Below are 17,246 nucleotides of genomic sequence, written 5' to 3' on the forward strand. Positions count from 1 at the left end.
GCCGTCAGACCTCGCTCGCCGCGAGCGCGATGTCGGTGCGGTGGTGCGAGCCAGCGAGGTTGACCTGGTCGACCGCGACGTACGCCGCGCGGCGCGCGTCGGCGAGCGTCTCGCCCACCCCGACCACGGACAGCACGCGCCCGCCGTCGGAGACGAGCAGGGGGTCGTTCAGCGGGTTCTCGGGGTTCTCGGGGTCGTCGGCGGTCGTGCGGACCGCGGTGCCGGCGTGCAGCACGTGGACGCCCGGCACGGTGTCGGCCGCGTCGAGGCCCGTGAGCGGGTCGCCGGTGCGGACCTCCCCGGGGTAGCCGTGGGATGCCACGACGACCGTGACGGCGGCGTCCGCACGCCAGTGCAGCGGCTCGAGCTCCGCGAGGCGGCCCTCGGCGGCGGCGAGGAGCACACCGGCCAGCGGGGTGCCGAGCCGCGCGAGCACGACCTGCGTCTCCGGGTCGCCGAAGCGCGCGTTGAACTCGACGACCCGAACGCCGCGGCTCGTCAGCGCCAGGCCGCAGTACAGGACGCCGACGAACGGCGTGCCGCGCCGCGCCATCTCGGCGACGGTGGGACGGGCGACGGTCTCCACGACCTCGTCGACGAGGCCCTCGGGCGCCCACGGCAGCGGCGAGTAGGCGCCCATGCCACCGGTGTTGGGGCCCTCGTCGCCGTCGAGCGCGCGCTTGAAGTCCTGCGCGGGCACGAGCGGCACGACGTCGGTGCCGTCGCACAGCACGAACAGGGAGACCTCGGGGCCGTCGAGGAACTCCTCGACGACGACGCTGCCGCCCTCCTTGGCGAGGCACGCCTCGGCGTGCGCGAGGGCCGCGGCGCGGTCGGACGTCACGACGACGCCCTTGCCGGCGGCCAGCCCGTCCTCCTTGACGACGTGCGGCGCACCGAACTCCTCGAGCGCGGCGGCGACCTCGTCCAGCGTGGTGGCGACGCGCGCGGCGGCGGTCGGCACGCCGGCGGCGGCCATGACCTCCTTGGCGAACGCCTTGGAGCCCTCGAGGCGGGCGGCCTGCGCGGACGGGCCGAACACCGGGATCCCGGCGGCGCGCACGGCGTCCGCGACGCCCGCGACGAGCGGCGCCTCGGGGCCGACGACGACGAGGTCGACGCCCAGCGACGTGGCGAGCGCCGCGACGGCCGCGCCGTCCAGCGGGTCGACCGCGTGCAGGGCGGCGTGCTGCGCGATCCCGGGGTTGCCGGGGGCCGCGTGGACCCCCGTGACCGCCGGGTCGAGGGACAGCGTGCGGGCGAGGGCGTGCTCACGGGCACCGGTGCCGACGACGAGGATCTCCACGGCGCCGACCCTACCGGCCGGTCCGGGACGTGCCGTCGGGCGTCCGCCCGTCGGCGCGCCCGCCGCCGCGGCCGTCGTGACCGCCGCGCGCGCGGCGGCACCCGCGCCGGGAGTGCCACACCTCGTCCGGGTCCGGCGCGGCGCTCCGGGCAGGGGTCACCTGGACGGGTGCACGCCGGGCCCGGTGGGTCAGTCGCGGCGCTGAGGCGCGTGCGCGGGGAAGACGTCGAGGTGGACGCGGACGCGACGGGTGCCGGCCCGCTCGTCGGGCCCCGTCCGCGTGTCGCTGACGTCCTTGTACTCGTCGACCACCGCCAGGACGCGCGCGGTGAGCGCGGCGGCCTCCTCCTGCGTGAGGAGGAGCGTGGAGGTCGACATGACCTGCGCCTCCCACGAGAGGTCCAGGTGCTCGGCCCAGGCCGTCATCGCCTGCGTCCGCTCCGCGAGGACGCTGTGCATCACGGTCTGCGCGGCGCCCGCCGTGCCGGGGTCGGTGAGCAGGTCACGGCTGTCCATCGAGAACCCGACGGCGCGCCACCACCGCTCGCGCCCGCCGAGGTGCCCGGGGTCGTCCTCGACGAACCCGTGCTTCTCGAGCTGGCGCAGGTGGTAGCTGGTCTGGCCGCTCGACTCCCCCAGGGTGCGTCCGAGCATGCTCGCGGTGGCCGGGCCGTCGTTGCGCAGCGACGTGTACATCGCCATCCGCAGCGGGTGTGCGAAGGCCTTGAGCGCGTCCGGGCCGATGCTCGGCGCGCGCCAGGCGGGCGCGTCGGCCTCCCGGGCCGCGCTGCTGCCGGGGTCGCCGACGGCGAGGGGCTTGTCGTGCGTCATGTGCAGAGATACCTTTGCAGCGTCTTCTTTGCATAGAACTCTTTGCAGAGCCTGCTCCCACCCTAGCGAGGACCGATGACCACCACCGCCGCAACGCCGACGGCCGTCACCGCGACCACCGGCGACACCCGCAGCGCGGCGCCGCGCACGGTGCGCACCGCGCGGGCCCGTACGGCACCCGGCCGCGGCCTCGGCCCGCGGTTCCGCGCGCTCCTCGTCGCGTCGGGCGCCGCGAACCTCGGCGACGGCATCCTCGTCGTCGCCGTCCCGCTCCTCGCCATCGGGTTCACCCGGTCCCCCGGCCGGATCGCGCTGATCACCGCCGCCGCCTGGCTGCCCTGGCTCCTGCTCGGCATCGTCGCCGGCGTCGTCGTCGACCGCGCCGACCGCCGCACGGTGCAGCTCGTGGCGCTGACGTCGCGCGCGACGCTGCTGGCCGCCGCGTCCTGGCTGGCCACCGCCGGGAGCCTGACCTTCGCGTGGCTGCTGGCCGTCGTCCTCGCCTACGGCATCACCGAGGTCTTCGCCGACCTCGCGTCCCACGCGCTCGTACCGGACCTCGTCGCCGCCGACCAGCTGCCCACCGCCAACGGCCGGATCGTCTCCGTCCAGGAGGTCACCAACACGTTCCTCGGCGCACCCCTGTCCGGCGCGCTGCTCGCGCTCGGCACCGGCTGGGTGCTCGGCGCGCCCGCAGGGCTCGCGGCGCTCGCCGTCGTCGTGCTGTGGCGCGGCCTGCCCGCCGCCCGGAGGCCCGCGCGACCAGCCGCGGCACCCGCCGACGCGGGCCGCGCGACCGACACCGCCCCGGCGTCCGGCGCCGCCCGCCGCGCGCTCGCCGACGTCCGCGAAGGCCTGAGCCTGCTGATGCGCCACCGCGTGCTACGGCCGCTCGTGCTCTCCGGCGCGCTGGTCAACATGACGAGCACCGCGTACATGTCGGTGTTCGTGCTGTGGGCCGTCGGGCCGGAGTCGCGCGTCGGACTGTCGGCCTCGCTCTACCCGCTGCTCTTCACGCTCAGCGCGGTCGGGGCCGTCGTCGGCTCGACGCTCGTGCCCCACGTCCTGACGGTCGTGAGCGAGGTCCGCGTCATGGTGCTCGGGTGGTCCACGGCGTTCGTCGCGCTCGTCGTGCCGGTGCTCGTGCCGCACCCTGCCGCCCTCGCCGCGACGCTCCTCGTGGTCGGCGTGTGCGTGACCCTCGGCAACGTCGTCAGCCAGACCGTCCGCCAGCGCATCGTCCCGCGCGAGCTGCTCGGCCGCACCGGTGGCGCGAGCCGGACGCTGGTGTTCGGCCTCATGCCCGTGGGCGCCCTCGTCGGCGGTGCGGTCGCCGAGCACCTCGGCGTGGCGGCGACGCTGCTCGGTGCGGTCGCCGTCTCCGTCGTGGTCGCCGCCGGTCTGGCCGCGAGCATGCGCGGCGTGACACCGGCCGACCTGGCCGCGCCGGGGACGCGGTAGGTCCGTCCGGACGAGCGGGCGCGGTGCCGCCAGGCTGCGAGCACCGCGCCCGTGCGCGCCTCAGCCCAGCAGCTCGTGCCGGATGATCGTCGCCTCGCGGCCCGGGCCGACGCCCACCGACGAGATGCGCGTGCCCGACACGTCCTCGAGGAACTCCAGGTAGCGCTGCGCCGCCTTCGGCAGGTCGTCGAAGTCGCGCGCGCCGCTGATGTCCTCGGTCCAGCCGTCGAGGTGCTCGTACACCGGCTTCGCGTGGTGGAAGTCGCTCTGGTCGATCGGCATGTCCTCGGTGCGGCGCCCGTCGACGTCGTACGCGACGCACACCGGGATCCGGTCCAGCCCCGTCAGGGTGTCGATCTTCGTCACGACGAGGTCCGTCAGGCCGTTGACGAGCGACGCGTAGCGCACGACGACCGCGTCGTACCAGCCGGTGCGACGGGGCCGTCCCGTCGTCGTGCCGTACTCCCCGCCCTGCTGGCGCAGCCACTCGCCCTGCTCGTCGAGCAGCTCGGTCGGGAACGGGCCCTCGCCGACGCGCGTCGTGTACGCCTTGGCCACGGCGACGACGCGGTCGATGCGCGTCGGCCCCACACCCGAGCCCGTGCACGCCCCGCCCGCGGTGCACGCGGACGACGTGACGAACGGGTACGTGCCGTGGTCGACGTCGAGCATCGTCGCCTGACCGGCCTCGAACACCAGGGTCCTGCCCTCGTCGAGCGCCCGGTTGAGGTACTGCGGCGTGTCCGCGACGTGCGGACGCAGCCGCTCCGCGTGCCGCAGCAGGTCCTCGAGGGTCTCGTCGACCGTGATCGCCCGCCGGTTGTAGATCTTCACCAGCAGGTGGTTCTTCTGGTCGAGCGCGCCCTCGATCTTCTGCCGCAGGATGTTCTCGTCGAACAGGTCCTGCACGCGGATGCCGATGCGGTTGATCTTGTCGGCGTACGTGGGGCCGATGCCCCGGCCCGTCGTGCCGATGCGGCGCTTGCCGAGGAACCGCTCGGTCACCTTGTCCATCGTGCGGTTGTACGGCGCGATGACGTGCGCGGCCGACGACACCAGCAGCCGCGACGTGTCCACACCGCGCTTCTCGAGCGCGTCGATCTCCTGGAACAGGACCTCGATGTCGACCACGACACCGTTGGCGATGACGGGCACGACGCCCGGCGTGAGGATGCCCGACGGCAGCAGGTGCAGGGCGTACTTCTCACCCTCGATGACGACCGTGTGCCCCGCGTTGTTGCCGCCGTTGAACTTCACGACCACGTCCGTGCGCCCACCGAGCTGGTCGGTCGCCTTCCCCTTGCCCTCGTCGCCCCACTGGGCCCCGAGCACCACGACGGCCGGCATGACGATCACCACTCCCCGCTGCCTGCGATGCGGCTCCGCCCCGCAGACGGGCGCGAGCGGGCTCGCGGCGCGGGTGACCCGAGCACGCGCGGCAGGTGACGCGTACCACCGAAAGGGTACCGGAGCGGTGAGGCGCCCGGGCGCGTCGGCCTCAGCCCAGGGCCGCGACCTCGTCCGCCGACGTGCCGCAGTCGAGCAGGAACTGGCGGCAGCGCTCACCCTCGGCCGTCTCGCCGATCGCGTCCGCCGCCGTGGCCAACGCGAGCAGGGCGCGCAGGAAGCCCTGGTTGGGGACGTGGTCCACCGGCACCGGGCCGCGGCCGCGCCAGCCCGCACCGCGCAGCGCGTCGAGCCCGCGGTGGTAGCCGGTGCGCGCGTAGGCGTACGCCGCCACCGGGTCGTCGGCCCGCTCCGCGAGCAGGGCCCACACCAGCGACGCGGCCGGTGCCACGCGCACGACGTCGCGCGGGCCCGACCCGGCCGCGAGCGCGGCCCGCGCCGCGGCGTCGGGACCGTCGGAGGGGAGGAGCGTCGGGGCCGGTCCGCCCAGCAGGTTCTCGTGCGTCATGGCGCCAGTCTCGCACCGGCCGGCACGTCTCCCGTCGCGTGCCGCCGTCGCGCGCCGTGGGCCCCCGTGGGCCGGTCGTGCGACGCCCAACCGGGGCGAACCCGGCCCCGCCCTCCCACCGGTCGCCGCCACCGGGCACCCCCGTTATTGTCGAACGGCCGACCAGCAGCCACTCCGCGACCCTCCCCGGGCGGCTCGAGCAAGGACGACCATGATCGAGATCTCGACCTCTTCCACCACCACGACGCTCCTCGTCGCCGGTGACCTCGACCTGGCCGAGCGCGAGCAGTTCCCCGAGGTGACCGCGCGCGTCGTCGGCCTGCGCCGGCAGCTGCTCGTCATCGACATGTGCCGCGTGACGTTCATGGACTCCACGGGTGCCGCCTTCCTCATCTCGCTCGCCGACGCCGGCCGGCGGCGCGGCGGCGCGACCGTCCTGCGCGGCGCTGCCGACCGCGACCTGTTCGTCCTGGAGATCTGCGGCGCGCTCGAGCTGTTCCGCATCGACGCGGACCACCACTGCGAGCTCGGCGCCGAGCTGCCCAGCGCCCCCGAAGGCGCGCCCGCCCCCGCCTGAGGGCCGTCGGCTCCGCGCGGGCGGCGCGCCGGATCAGCCCCGCGGACCCGCCGCGGGCAGCGACCCCGGGCGCACCTTCGCCCACACCACCTTGCCGCCGCGCGACTGCCGCCACCCCCAGTCGGCCAGCCGCTCGACGATCTGCATGCCGAAGCCCCCGACCCGCCCGGGGTGCCCGTCGGTCGTCACCGGCGGCGCCGGGTTCGCGTCCTCGACCTCGATCCGCAGGCCGTCGCCCGTGTCGTACAGCTGCAGTGCGACGTGCCCCCAGCCGTGCAGCACGGCGTTGGCGACCAGCTCGGACACCACCAGCTCGGCGTTCGACGCGTCCGCGATCCCCCACGCCTCGCACGTGCGCAGCACCGAGTGCCGCGCCCGACCGATCGACGCCGGCTCGCTCGGCAGCGCCCAGCGCCGCCGCCGCGGGCCGACCGCGTCGGCCAGGTCGTCGTCGGCGTGCGGCACGCGCAGCACGACGACGGCGACGTCGTCCTCCGGGTGGTCGGCGAGGTGCGAGAGCAGCTCCTCGCCGATCCCGGCGGCGTCCCGCGCGGTGACGTCCGCGGCCACCGTCTCGAGCACGCCCAGCCCGTCACGCAGGCTGCGGTCCCGCCGCTCGACGAGCCCGTCGGTGTAGAGCACGACGACGTCGCCCGGGACCAGCGCCAGCTCGTCGGTCGCGCGGCCGCCGGACCCGAAGCCCACCAGCCGCCCTCCCGTGCCGCGCACCAGCTGCGCCGCGCCGCCGCGCACGAGCAGCAGCGGCAGGTGCCCGGCCCGGGAGAACTGCAGCAGCCACCCGTCCGCGTCGTCGCGACGCAGCACCGCGTACACCATGCTCGCGGCGCGTGGGATCCGCATGCCGCTGAACAGCTGGTCGACGCGGTCCAGCACCGGCCCGGGGGTCGTGATGTCGAACGCGTACGACCGCACGACCGACCGGAGCTGGCCCATCGTCGCGGCGGCCTCGACGTCGTGCCCGACGACGTCGCCGATGACGACGCCGATCGTCTGCGGGTCGATCTGCAGGACGTCGTACCAGTCACCGCCGACCTGCGCGTCGTCCGCGCACGGCGAGTAGTACGTCCACACGTCGAGGCCGTCGACCTCCGCCTGCTCGGGCAGCATCGCGCGCTGCAGCGTCTCGGCGAGCCGGTGCTCACGGTCGTAGAGGCGCACGTTGTCGATCGACAGGCCGACGCGTCGCGCCACCAGCTCGACGACCGTCCGCTCCGACGGCTGGAGCCCGGCGCGGCCGCCGCCGTCACGCGGTCGTAGGGCCAGCAGCCCGACGATGCGGCGCCGGCCCGGGACGGGCTGCACGACGACGCGGTGGTCGGGACCGTGCGCACCGGCGGCCAGGAGGTGACGGGACATCCACTGCGCGTAGGTGCCGTCCGGGTGGTCGGCCGTGAGGTCGAGCTCGACGAGCCCGTCACGGACCCCGGACAGCAGCTGGCCGACCGGGTCCCGTGGGCAGTGCGACAGGACCCGGTGAGGCGGGCCGTGGTGCCGTGTGCCGCGTGCGTGCGCCGGACCCAGACCCTCCGCGGCCCACAGCCCGCCGTCGAACAGGAAGAAGTCGGCGCGGGCGACGACCTGCGCCTGGAGCAGGTCGGCGATCTCCCGCAGCCCGTGGGGCTCGTCGACGTCGGCGAGCATGTCCGACACACGCGCGATGAGCGACAGGCTGCGGCGCTCGCGACGCTCCTCGTCGACGAGTGCGGCCTGCTCGGCGGACGCGGTGAGCTCGGCCGTGAGGTCCTGCACGGCGGCGACGAACGTGCCCGGCGGCACGCCGTCCTGCTCGGGGACCGGTGAGACGTGCACCACGCAGCGCACGCCCCTGCCGTCGGCGCGACGCAGCACGGCCGGGTGGACCGACGGCTCGCGGTCCGCACGGCGGACGGCGTCGGGGTCGGACAGCCGCACCCGCGGGTCGGTGAGGACGTCGGCGCCGACGACCTCCGCGGGGGCGTGCCCGACGGCGCTCGCGAGGGCGTCGTTGACCCACACGACGTGCACGGCACCACCCCGTGCGCGCAGCAGCGCCAGGGGCACCTGTGTGGCGGCCAGCGCGGCTCCCAGCGCCCACGACGACTCCCCGAGGGGGGCAGCCGCAGCGGTGTGCGTCGCGGCGGGCGTAGGCTCGGTCATCGATCGGGCGGCACGGGAGTTGACCACCACCACCTCCGATCGTCTAGCGTGCCGAACGGACGGACGGCTCGACCAGCCCGGGTGAGCCCCGCCGACGTCGGAAGGAGCATCGTGCGAGACGTTAACAGTCCTTCCGCGGACACGGACGCCGCCACGACGGAAGCGGCGGACGCCGCGGGCGTCGGTGAGCCCGGCGCCGTGCAGGTCATCGTGGGAGTGGACCGGACCCGCATCGTGCTGTCGGGCGAGGTCGACGCCGACCTGGGCCCGGAGCTGCAGGAGGCGACGGCCGAGGCCGAGGAGCGCGGGCTGCCGATCGAGGTCGACGCGCACCACGTGACGTTCATGGACTCGTCGGGCGTCGCGTTCCTCGCGCGCCTGTCGATCCGCAGCGAGCACCGCGTGCGGCTGCTGCGCGTGCCGCCGACCGTGCGGTTCCTCCTCGAGGTCACGCGCATCGGCGAGCTCCTCGACGTGGTCGAGGACGACGGCCAGGCGGAGCCCTTCGCGCCCGTCGACACGCCGGGCTGAGATCTCCGCGGCCGACGCGCCGCACCACGCACGAACGCCGACGGCGCCGGCCCCCTCGCGGGGACCGGCGCCGTCGGGCGTCGCGGCAGGGCCCGGGTCAGGAGATCCGGGTGCCCGCCGAGCGCAGCTGCTGGCACGCCTCGACGATGCGCTGGGCCATGCCCGCCTCGGCGAGCTTGCCCCACGCACGCGGGTCGTACGCCTTCTTGTTGCCGACCTCGCCGTCGACCTTCAGGACGCCGTCGTAGTTGGTGAAGATGTGGCCGACGACCGGGCGCGTGAACGCGTACTGCGTGTCGGTGTCGATGTTCATCTTGATGACGCCGTTGTCGACCGCCTCCGCGATCTCCTCGGCCGTCGAGCCCGACCCGCCGTGGAAGACGAGGTCGAACGGCGACTCCTTGCCGATCTTCGCGCCGACCTCCCGCTGGATGTCGGCGAGGATCGACGGGCGCAGCTTGACCGCACCCGGCTTGTAGACGCCGTGCACGTTGCCGAACGTGAGGGCCGTCAGGTAGCGACCCTTCTCGCCGGCGCCGAGCGCCTCGACGGTCTTCAGGCCGTCCTCGGCCGTCGTGTAGAGCTTCTCGTTGATCTCGGCCTCGTGGCCGTCCTCCTCGCCGCCGACGACGCCGACCTCGATCTCGAGGATCGTGCGGGCCGCCTGCGAGAGCTCGAGCAACTCGGCCGCGATGACGAGGTTCTCGTCGAGCGGGATGTCGGAGCCGTCGAACATGTGCGACTGGAACGTCGGGTTCTCGCCGCGCTTGACCTGCTCGGCCTCCAGCGCGAGCAGCGGGCGGACCCACGAGTCGAGGTTCTTCTTGACGCAGTGGTCGGTGTGCAGCGCGATCGTCACGCCGTAGTTCTTGGCGACCTCGGTGGCGTAGGCCGCGAGCGCGAGGGTGCCGGACACGCGGTTCTTGATCGTCGAGCCGGACGCGTACTCCGCGCCGCCGACCGAGACCTGGATGATGCCGTCCGACTCGGCCTCCGCGAAGCCCTGGATGGCGGCGGTGACGGTCTGGGACGACGTGATGTTGACGGCGGGGTAGGCGAACTTGCCGGCCTTCGCCCGGTCGATCATCTCGGCGTAGACCTCGGGGGTGGCGATGGGCATCGAGAGTCTCCTGGAAGAGTCGGGGAGCGGTACGACCTGAGTCTGCCACCACCGGGGCGCTCCACGTCCGGGACGTCCACCGGGACCCCCTGCCCACGTCGCCCGCCCCCGCCGACCGGAACCCCACTCCCCGACCCGCCGCCCTTGCGAGTACCCACGTTCCGCTCAAGCCCCGGCGACCCGCCGACCGGAACCTCGCTCATCGATCCACGCCTGGATACGGGAGTCAGGTTCCGGTCGCGGGGCGCCGGCGTGGCGGCCAACGGTCGTCGAGCCGACCACAGGCCCGGGGCGCGGACGGCGCGTCCACAGATCGGCCGGCCCGTGGCACGGGCGGAGGGTGGGACGCCGAAGGTGTGTCCCGTGCGACGCCACGGCCCCGTCCCGCCCCGCCTCCTCGCCCTCGCCGACGGCCAGGGTCACCTCGTCTCCGCCGCTCAGTGCAGCGCCGAGGGCGTGAGCCCCAACCGCCGGGCCTCGCTCGTGCGCGCCGGCACGTGGACCCGCCCCACCCACGGGGTGTACGACACAGCACCGGCCGACGTCGCTGCTCCCGACGACGCACGTCGGCGGGCCGCGTGGCTCGGGCTGCTCGCGCTCGGCCCGGACGCCGCCGCGGTCGGGAGCTGCGCGCTCGCGCTGCACGGGGTCCGTGGGCTCCCCTCCGTGGTGGAGCCGGAGGTCGCGCTGGCCGGCGGGCGTCGCGGACGTCCGCGCGACGGCATCCTCGTGCGCCGCTACGAGGCCCCGCACGTCGTCGTCGGGACCGCGCGAGCCGTGCCACTGCCGGTCGCGCTCGCCCAGTCGCTGTGCCGGCTGCCGCGCCGCCACGTGGTCGCGGTGCTCGACGACGTCCTGCACCGCGAGCTGCTCGACGACGGCGAGACCCACCGGCTCGTCGCCGCGCTCGCCGGGCGCCGGGGCTGTCGACGGGTACGGCTGTGGTCGGAGCTCGTCGACCCGCGCGCCGAGTCGCCGCTCGAGTCCTACGCGCGGCTCGTCTGCGTCGACGCCGGGGTCCCGCCCGACGACCTGCAGGTGGTCGTCCGTGACGCCCGTGGGCGGCCGGTCGCGCGTGGCGACCTCGGTTGGCGACTTCCCGACGGCCGCTGGCTGCTCGCGGAGATCGACGGACGCGAGTTCCACGACGTGGCCGAGGCGCTCCTGCACGACCGGCACCGGCAGAACGCCCTCGTCGCCACGCGAGGCGTGGAGGTGCTGCGGTTCGCGGCCGAGGACGTGAGCGACGGGTCGGTCGCCCGCACGGTCCGGAGCGTGCTGGGCCTGCACTGGCGCCCGTCCCCCACCGCCCCGCCGACCGGAAACCTGCTCCTCGAAGCGCTGGCGATGCGGTGAGCCGCGTTCCGCCCGACGGGGCCGGAGGTGGGCCCGGGAGGGCGCGACGGACCGCGGGGCGGGCCAGGGGGTCGGACAGGTCGAGCCGAGGGACGGGTCGGGGCGGCAGGAAGGGTCGGGGCGGCGGGACGAGTCGGGGGGCGGGACGAGTCGGGGAGACGGGACGGGTCAGGGCGGCGGGACGTGCTGGAGCGCCCATGCGTGCATCGCGACCGCCGCCGCCGCGCCCGCGTTCAGGGACCGTGTGCTGCCGTGCTGGGTGATGTGGACGACGACGTCGCACATCGCCTGCGCCGCCTCCGTCAGCCCCGTCGACTCCTGACCCAGCAGCAGCACGCACGCGCGCGGGAACGCGAACGTCTCGACCGGCACCGAGCCCGGGACGTTGTCGACGCCCACCACGGGCAGCCTGCCGGCGTCCGGGCCCGCGCCCGCCGCCCACGTCGCGAGAGCCGCAGCGTCGGGGTGGTGGTGGACGTGCAGGTAGCGGTCGGTGACCATCGCGCCCCGACGGTTCCACCGGCGGCGACCCACCACGTGCACACCGGCACTGTTGAACGCGTTCGCGGTGCGCACCACCGACCCGATGTTGAGGTCGTGCACCCAGTTCTCGATCGCGACGTGGAACGGGTGCCGTCGCGTGTCGAGGTCCGCGACGATCGCCTCGACCGTCCAGTACCGGTACGCATCGACGACGTTGCGCCGGTCACCGTGCGCGAGCAGCTCGCGGTCGTACCGAGGGTCGTCGGGCCACGCGTCGGGCCCGCCGGGCCACGGCCCGACACCCACCACGCGCGCGTCGTCCGCATCCCCACGCTCGTCATCCATCCCCCGATCCTCCCCGACCGGCACACCACTCACCGTTCCGGCACCCGCACGAGGACCGGTGTTCCGGTGGGCGGTCTGGTGCCCCGGCGAGCGGAACATCATTCACCGGACGAGGCACCGGACGAGGAGTCGGGTTCCGGTCGGCGACGTCGGGACCGCGAACGGAACGAGAGTCCCGATCCGAGGCACCGGAGGAGGAGCCGAGTTCCGGTCGGCGGGAGTGGGCGAGGCGGGGCCGGCAGGCCGGGTCTGCACAGGATCTGCGCGCGGACCGCCGGGGTCGTCGAGGCGCGCGCCGTAGGCTGGTCGTCATGCTGACGACGACGGTGCTCACCGCCGCCCTGACCGACGCCCCCCACGCACTGCTCGCGGGCGGGCCGCTGCCGGCGCTCGGTCCCGACTTCCTCAATGCCGAGAACCTCATCGAGTCGTTCGGCACGGCCGCGCTCATCGGCATCGTCGCGGTCGTCTTCATCGAGACCGGGCTGCTGTTCCCGTTCCTGCCCGGCGACTCGCTGCTGTTCACCGCGGGGGCGCTCGTCGCGCAGGACTCGCTGCAGCTCAACATCTGGGTGCTGTGCCTCCTGCTCTTCGTCGCCGCGTTCGTCGGCGACCAGGTGGCCTACGCGATCGGTCGCAAGCTGGGGCCCAAGGTGTTCAACCGCCCCGACTCGCGCTTCTTCAAGCAGAAGTACATCGACCAGACGTACGCGTACTTCGACAAGTACGGCGGCCGGACGATCATCGTGGCGCGGTTCGTGCCGTTCGTGCGCACCTACGCCCCGGTCGCGGCCGGCGTCGGCAAGATGAGCTACCGGCACTTCGTGTCGTTCAACGTCATCGGTGCGCTGCTGTGGGGCGTCGGCGTGACGCTGCTGGGCTACTGGCTCGGCAACTTCCCGTTCATCAAGAACAACATCGAGGCCCTGCTCGTCCTCATCGTCGGCGTGTCCGTCGTCCCCGTGTTCGTCGAGCTGTGGCGTGCGCGCCGCAAGGAGAGGACCGGCGAGACCGTCGAGGGGCGCGACACCGACTACGACGAGCCCGTCGAGCGCGCCGCCGTCGAGCGCGAGGTGTTCGGCCGTGCGACCACCACGCCCGTCGCGGGGCAGGCCGGCACCGAGGTCGTCGAGGACCCGTCCGACGCAGGCACGGCGCGGCCAGAGCGATGACGCGCGAGATCCGGTCGTGGCTGTCCGACATGGACGGCGTGCTCGTGCACGAGGGCACGGCCCTGCCGGGCGCGGCCGAGTTCGTCGACGCCCTCAAGGCGGCCGAGCGCCCGTTCCTCATCCTCACGAACAACTCGATCTTCACGCCGCGCGACCTGCGCGCGCGGCTCGCCGCGACGGGCATCGACGTGCCCGAGGAGGCGATCTGGACGTCCGCGCTCGCCACCGCGAAGTTCCTCACGGACCAGATGCCCGGCGGCTCGGCGTACGTCATCGGTGAGGCGGGGCTGACCACGGCCCTGTACGAGGCCGGGTACACGCTGACGGCCGCCCGCCCCGACTTCGTCGTCCTGGGCGAGACCCGGACCTACTCCTTCGAGGCCCTGACGCAGGCGGTGCGGCTCATCCAGGGCGGCGCGCGCTTCATCGCCACCAACCCCGACGTGACGGGCCCCAGCGCGGAGGGCGACCTGCCCGCGACGGGCGCGGTGGCCGCCATGATCACGGCCGCCACCGGCCGCAAGCCGTACTTCGTCGGTAAACCGAACCCGGTGATGATGCGCTCGGCCCTGAACCGGATCGGCGCCCACTCCGAGACGACCGTGATGGTCGGCGACCGCATGGACACCGACGTCGTCGCCGGCATCGAGGCCGGGCTGCGCACTTTCCTCGTCCTCACCGGGTCCACGCGGGCCGCCGACGTCGAGCGGTTCCCGTTCCGCCCGACGGCGGTGCACGACTCGGTGCAGGACCTGGTCGCGCTCGTCTGACGCCCACCGTCCCGGCGCCGCCCACGTCCGGTGACGGGGCCGTTCGTCCTGGTTCACGGCCCCTCGCAGGGCCGACGCTGGAGCATGCGCAACAGCGAGCTCGCCACGGTGCTCCGTGCCGCCAACCCGTGGTGGTCACGGCGCCGACGTGCGTCCTGGGTGCTCGACGACGCCGAGCTCGTGGCCCGCGCCCGGCACGAGTGGGCGCCGGCCACCGCGACGGCCCGCACGGTGCTCGCGACCGTGCCGGCCGGCGCCCGCACCGGCACCGTGACCCTGCTGGTCGGGCCGCGCGGGGTCGGCAAGACGACCGCTGTCAAGGACGTCGTCGCGTACGTCGTGGCCGACCCGGCCACGGACCCGCGGCGCGTCGTGCTGCTGCCCGTCCAGCGCACGCTCGAGGACGGGACCCTGGCAGCCCTCGACTCCGCCGACCTGGCGACGGTCGTGCGCACCCCGACCCGCACGGGCGCCCCGGCGTGCGACGGCCGGCGCGTCCTGGTCATCGACGAGGTCGGCGCGACCCCGGGCTGGCCGGGCGTGCTCGCCGACGCCCGTCGCCGGGGCGACCAGGTGCTGGCCACCACCTCGGTGCTCGACCTCGCCGACCTGGGGGCGCTGGAGGCGGCCTGCCCCGCGGGCACCGTCGCGGTCCGCCGCCTCAACCCGTCGAGCATGTCGGAGCTGCTCATCGCCCGGCCGGACGCCGACGTGGACGTCGTGCGCGCGGAGTTCCTGCGGCACGGCGGACTGCCGCGCGCGGTCGCGGAGCACCGTGACCTCGGCGACGTCGGCGGGGAGTTCGTGTCCCGGCTCGCGCAGGGCATGCACCGCGACGTGTGCCGAGGCTCGGACGAGTGCCCGCTCGACGTGCTGCTCGCGGCCGTCTGCGCGACGACAGGCCGCTTCGTCGAGCCCGAGCCGCTCGCCCGCATGCTCGGGCGGTCGACGGCCGACGTGGGCCTGCTGCTGGAGCGGCTCGAGCAGGCGCAGGTGCTCGACCCGCGGCGGGGGCTCGTCGACCCGCTCCTGCACCGCCTGCCGTCGCTCCTCGCACCCGAGCGCCACGCGCCGCCGTCGGTGCAGCACATCGCGACGTTCTCGCACTGACGCCCGCGCGACGACACCCGGTCCCGGCGGGACCCGCCGCGTCGCGGCAGGGTTCGGTGGCGTCAGAAGCCGACCGACGGCGCCTGGCGGACCTGCGGGTCGTCGGCCTCGAAGTACTCGGCGCGCGTGAACTTGAACATGTTGGCGATGACGTTGGCGGGGAACGTCTCGACCTTGGTGTTCAGCGTGCGGACGTTCGCGTTGTAGAACCGGCGACCGGCCGCGATGCGGTCCTCGGTGTTCGCGAGCTCGGCCTGCAGCTGCTGGAAGTTCTCGCTCGCGCGCAGCACGGGGTAGTTCTCGGCGACGGCGAACAGTCGGCCCAGCGCGGAGCTGAGCGCGTTCTCCTGCACGGCCTGCTGCGCGGGGCTGTCGACGGGTCCCGCGGCGGCGGCACGGGCACGGGTGACCTCGTCGAAGACGTTGCGCTCGTGCGCCGCGTAGCCCTTGACCGTCTCGACGAGGTTGGGGATGAGGTCGTGGCGGCGGTGCAGCTCGACGTCGATCTGGCGCCAGGACTCCTGCACGAGGTTCCGCAGCCGGACGAAGCCGTTGTACTGCGCGACCGCCCACAGCAGGACGATCACGACGACGGCCGCGACGACGATCAGGGCGATGGTGCCACCGGTCACGAGGACTCCTTGGTGTCGGGTCAGGCGCCGATCGTACCGGCGGCCGGGTCGTGCCCGTGGTCCTGCCAGACGTGCCGCGGGACGGCGTCGGCGATCGCGCCGAGCAGCATCAGGCGGGCCGCGATGCGGTCGACGTCCGTCCGCCCACGGTCCCACGTGAGCAACCACCGCCCCTCGAGCCGCCAGGGCAGCCCGCGCGAGTCCTCCCGCAGCAGCCGCTCCATGAGACGCGGGTGCAGGACCGCGTGCGCCGTGCGCTCGTCGGCCGACGACACGCGGTACTCGCGGTTGAACTCCTCGAGCTCGAGCTGCAGGTCCTTGCCGCCGACGAGCTTGATGACGGCGGCCCCGAGCCCCTCCGGAGTGACCTCCAGACGCGGGAGACGTGCCGGCAGGTGCAGGGCGACCACGTGCGCGTGCTTGGTCTGCCGGTTCTTGCCCGACCCGACGACCCAGGTGTAGGTGAACGACACCGCGTGCCGCCCCTGCCACGGGCGGTCCAGCACCTCGGACGCCGAGTGCGCGTCACCCGCGTCGAACGGCGTACCCGACTGCAGGCGCAGCAGGCTGCTGTCGTAGCGCTCGTAGTGCCAGCCGTTGAGCCGGCCCCAGTCCGCGAGCCGCTGGTGACGCCGGTCCTGGACGTGGTTCGCGACCTTGACGACGACGAACATGAGGCCGACGAGGACCAGCACGGTGCCCACCGCGGAGAGGTCGACGCCCATGCGTGGGCGGAACACCAGCACGAACACGAGCACCTGGACGGCCGCGACGGCGAAGAACACGGGCCGGCTGATCCGCAGCCCGCGACGCCGCGGGGCCGCTGCCGCGTCCTGCGCCTGCGCCGCGACCCAGGGCCGCTCGGGACGCGCCGGTGGCGCCACGCTCACGCCAGGCCGAGGTCGGTCAGGTCGAGCAGGTGGTGGTACGGCACGCCGAGCGCCTCGATGACCTCGCGTGCGCCGGTCCCGCGGTCCACGATCGTCGCGACGCCGACGACCTCGCCGCCCGCCTCGCGCACGGCCTGCACCGCCGTGACGGGTGAGCCGCCCGTGGTCGAGGTGTCCTCCACGACGACGACGCGCCGCCCCGCCACGTCGGGACCCTCGATGCGGCGCTGCATGCCGTGCGCCTTGGCCTCCTTGCGCACGACGAACGCGTCGAGGTCCTGGCCGCGTGAGGCCGCCGCGTGCAGCAGCGCCGTGGCGACCGGGTCGGCACCGAGCGTCAGCCCGCCGACCGCGTCGATCTCCGCGGTGCCGAGCCCGGCCTCCTCGAGCATGTCGAGCATGAGGTGACCGATGAGGGGTGCGGCGCGGTGGTGCAGCGTCGCGCGACGCAGGTCGACGTAGTAGTCGGCCTGCTTGCCGGAGGACAGCGTGACCCGGCCGTGCACGACGGCGAGGTCACGGACGAGGGCGATGAGCTGGTCGCGGGGCGCGGCGGCGGTGGCGTCGGTCACGGCGGCAGGCTACCGGCC

General features: G+C 74.4%; 17 protein-coding genes. 7 read left to right on the forward strand and 10 right to left on the reverse strand.

Annotation, left to right across the window (positions count from 1 at the left end; translation table 11 throughout):
- Positions 1-4: 4 nt before the first annotated feature.
- Positions 5-1,306 carry a phosphoribosylamine--glycine ligase gene (gene purD, locus CFLA_RS14965; RefSeq protein ID WP_013118174.1) on the reverse strand — a complete coding sequence of 434 codons (1,302 nt, stop codon included), beginning with the start codon at positions 1,304-1,306 and terminating at the stop codon, positions 5-7.
- 189 nt (positions 1,307-1,495) lie between these two features.
- Positions 1,496-2,137 carry a winged helix-turn-helix domain-containing protein gene (locus tag CFLA_RS14970; RefSeq protein WP_013118175.1) on the reverse strand — a complete coding sequence of 214 codons (642 nt, stop codon included), beginning with the start codon at positions 2,135-2,137 and terminating at the stop codon, positions 1,496-1,498.
- 75 nt (positions 2,138-2,212) lie between these two features.
- Here CFLA_RS14970 and CFLA_RS14975 point away from each other — a divergent pair, with 75 nt between their 5' ends.
- Positions 2,213-3,598, forward strand: a complete 1,386-nt coding sequence (locus CFLA_RS14975) for an MFS transporter (protein ID WP_013118176.1) — start codon at positions 2,213-2,215, stop codon at positions 3,596-3,598.
- Positions 3,599-3,658: 60 nt separating this feature from the next.
- On the opposite strand, the gene CFLA_RS14980 is transcribed toward CFLA_RS14975, so the two are convergent.
- A complete protein-coding gene (locus tag CFLA_RS14980) occupies positions 3,659-4,945 on the reverse strand; it encodes an adenylosuccinate synthase (RefSeq protein ID WP_013118177.1) in 1,287 nt (428 codons plus the stop codon).
- Between the two features lie 151 nt (positions 4,946-5,096).
- Positions 5,097-5,513, reverse strand: a complete 417-nt coding sequence (locus CFLA_RS14985) for a DUF3151 domain-containing protein (RefSeq protein WP_013118178.1) — start codon at positions 5,511-5,513, stop codon at positions 5,097-5,099.
- A 211-nt stretch (positions 5,514-5,724) separates the two neighbouring features.
- Between CFLA_RS14985 and CFLA_RS14990 the strand changes: the two genes are divergently transcribed.
- Positions 5,725-6,090: an STAS domain-containing protein gene (locus CFLA_RS14990; protein ID WP_013118179.1), complete on the forward strand. Its 366-nt coding sequence runs from the start codon at positions 5,725-5,727 to the stop codon at positions 6,088-6,090.
- Positions 6,091-6,123: 33 nt separating this feature from the next.
- On the opposite strand, the gene CFLA_RS14995 is transcribed toward CFLA_RS14990, so the two are convergent.
- Positions 6,124-8,247: a SpoIIE family protein phosphatase gene (locus tag CFLA_RS14995; protein WP_148234381.1), complete on the reverse strand. Its 2,124-nt coding sequence runs from the start codon at positions 8,245-8,247 to the stop codon at positions 6,124-6,126.
- 111 nt (positions 8,248-8,358) lie between these two features.
- Here CFLA_RS14995 and CFLA_RS15000 point away from each other — a divergent pair, with 111 nt between their 5' ends.
- On the forward strand, positions 8,359-8,778 hold the full coding sequence (locus CFLA_RS15000) for an STAS domain-containing protein (protein WP_013118181.1): 420 nt from the start codon (positions 8,359-8,361) through the stop codon (positions 8,776-8,778).
- Between the two features lie 97 nt (positions 8,779-8,875).
- Here CFLA_RS15000 and fbaA read toward each other — a convergent pair whose 3' ends face one another.
- Positions 8,876-9,898, reverse strand: a complete 1,023-nt coding sequence (fbaA, locus tag CFLA_RS15005) for a class II fructose-bisphosphate aldolase (protein ID WP_013118182.1) — start codon at positions 9,896-9,898, stop codon at positions 8,876-8,878.
- A gap of 363 nt (positions 9,899-10,261) precedes the next feature.
- On the opposite strand from fbaA, the gene CFLA_RS15010 reads away from it, so the two are divergent.
- On the forward strand, positions 10,262-11,254 hold the full coding sequence (locus tag CFLA_RS15010; protein ID WP_052302735.1) for a type IV toxin-antitoxin system AbiEi family antitoxin domain-containing protein: 993 nt from the start codon (positions 10,262-10,264) through the stop codon (positions 11,252-11,254).
- 168 nt (positions 11,255-11,422) lie between these two features.
- Here the strand turns inward: CFLA_RS15010 and CFLA_RS15015 are convergent, their stop codons facing one another.
- Complete coding sequence (locus CFLA_RS15015; RefSeq protein WP_013118184.1) at positions 11,423-12,082, reverse strand: TrmH family RNA methyltransferase; 660 nt, start codon at positions 12,080-12,082, stop codon at positions 11,423-11,425.
- 311 nt (positions 12,083-12,393) lie between these two features.
- On the opposite strand from CFLA_RS15015, the gene CFLA_RS15020 reads away from it, so the two are divergent.
- The 3 genes from CFLA_RS15020 (at position 12,394) to CFLA_RS15030 (ending at position 15,134) form a co-directional block, all read left to right on the forward strand.
- Positions 12,394-13,254, forward strand: coding sequence for a VTT domain-containing protein (locus tag CFLA_RS15020; RefSeq protein WP_013118185.1), 861 nt, complete (start codon positions 12,394-12,396; stop codon positions 13,252-13,254).
- The gene (locus tag CFLA_RS15025; RefSeq protein WP_013118186.1) at positions 13,251-14,024 is read left to right on the forward strand and encodes an HAD-IIA family hydrolase; all 774 of its coding nucleotides are present in this window, start codon (positions 13,251-13,253) and stop codon (positions 14,022-14,024) included. The genes CFLA_RS15020 and CFLA_RS15025 overlap by 4 nt, the downstream gene beginning before the upstream one ends.
- Positions 14,025-14,108: 84 nt before the next feature.
- Positions 14,109-15,134 carry an AAA family ATPase gene (locus tag CFLA_RS15030; protein ID WP_013118187.1) on the forward strand — a complete coding sequence of 342 codons (1,026 nt, stop codon included), beginning with the start codon at positions 14,109-14,111 and terminating at the stop codon, positions 15,132-15,134.
- A 62-nt stretch (positions 15,135-15,196) separates the two neighbouring features.
- Here CFLA_RS15030 and CFLA_RS15035 read toward each other — a convergent pair whose 3' ends face one another.
- The 3 genes from CFLA_RS15035 to pyrE are packed head-to-tail and all read right to left on the reverse strand — an operon-like array spanning position 15,197 to position 17,228.
- Entirely contained in the window at positions 15,197-15,766 is a 570-nt protein-coding gene (locus CFLA_RS15035) for a LemA family protein (RefSeq protein ID WP_013118188.1), read from the reverse strand.
- Positions 15,767-15,786: 20 nt separating this feature from the next.
- Positions 15,787-16,656, reverse strand: a complete 870-nt coding sequence (locus CFLA_RS15040; protein WP_013118189.1) for a DUF3137 domain-containing protein — start codon at positions 16,654-16,656, stop codon at positions 15,787-15,789.
- Positions 16,653-17,228 (reverse strand): orotate phosphoribosyltransferase, encoded by a 576-nt coding sequence (gene pyrE / locus CFLA_RS15045; RefSeq protein WP_013118190.1) that lies wholly within the window; start codon positions 17,226-17,228, stop codon positions 16,653-16,655. Before pyrE ends, CFLA_RS15040 begins: the two co-directional genes overlap by 4 nt.
- Positions 17,229-17,246: the final 18 nt, after the last annotated feature.

The sequence above is a fragment of the Cellulomonas flavigena DSM 20109 genome (assembly GCF_000092865.1).
In the GTDB taxonomy this organism is placed as follows: Bacteria; Actinomycetota; Actinomycetes; order Actinomycetales; family Cellulomonadaceae; genus Cellulomonas; species Cellulomonas flavigena.

Excerpts from the sequence above, each read along its gene's own strand:
- CFLA_RS15030 (WP_013118187.1), top strand. The coding sequence starts at position 14,109 with ATGCGCAACAGCGAGCTCGCCACGGTGCTCCGTGCCGCCAACCCGTGG.
- CFLA_RS14970 (WP_013118175.1), bottom strand. The coding sequence starts at position 2,137 with ATGACGCACGACAAGCCCCTCGCCGTCGGCGACCCCGGCAGCAGCGCG.
- CFLA_RS15015 (WP_013118184.1), bottom strand. The coding sequence starts at position 12,082 with ATGGATGACGAGCGTGGGGATGCGGACGACGCGCGCGTGGTGGGTGTC.
- CFLA_RS14995 (WP_148234381.1), bottom strand. The coding sequence starts at position 8,247 with ATGACCGAGCCTACGCCCGCCGCGACGCACACCGCTGCGGCTGCCCCC.
- CFLA_RS15020 (WP_013118185.1), top strand. The coding sequence starts at position 12,394 with ATGCTGACGACGACGGTGCTCACCGCCGCCCTGACCGACGCCCCCCAC.
- CFLA_RS15025 (WP_013118186.1), top strand. The coding sequence starts at position 13,251 with ATGACGCGCGAGATCCGGTCGTGGCTGTCCGACATGGACGGCGTGCTC.
- CFLA_RS14985 (WP_013118178.1), bottom strand. The coding sequence starts at position 5,513 with ATGACGCACGAGAACCTGCTGGGCGGACCGGCCCCGACGCTCCTCCCC.
- CFLA_RS14990 (WP_013118179.1), top strand. The coding sequence starts at position 5,725 with ATGATCGAGATCTCGACCTCTTCCACCACCACGACGCTCCTCGTCGCC.
- fbaA (WP_013118182.1), bottom strand. The coding sequence starts at position 9,898 with ATGCCCATCGCCACCCCCGAGGTCTACGCCGAGATGATCGACCGGGCG.
- CFLA_RS14975 (WP_013118176.1), top strand. The coding sequence starts at position 2,213 with ATGACCACCACCGCCGCAACGCCGACGGCCGTCACCGCGACCACCGGC.
- CFLA_RS14980 (WP_013118177.1), bottom strand. The coding sequence starts at position 4,945 with ATGCCGGCCGTCGTGGTGCTCGGGGCCCAGTGGGGCGACGAGGGCAAG.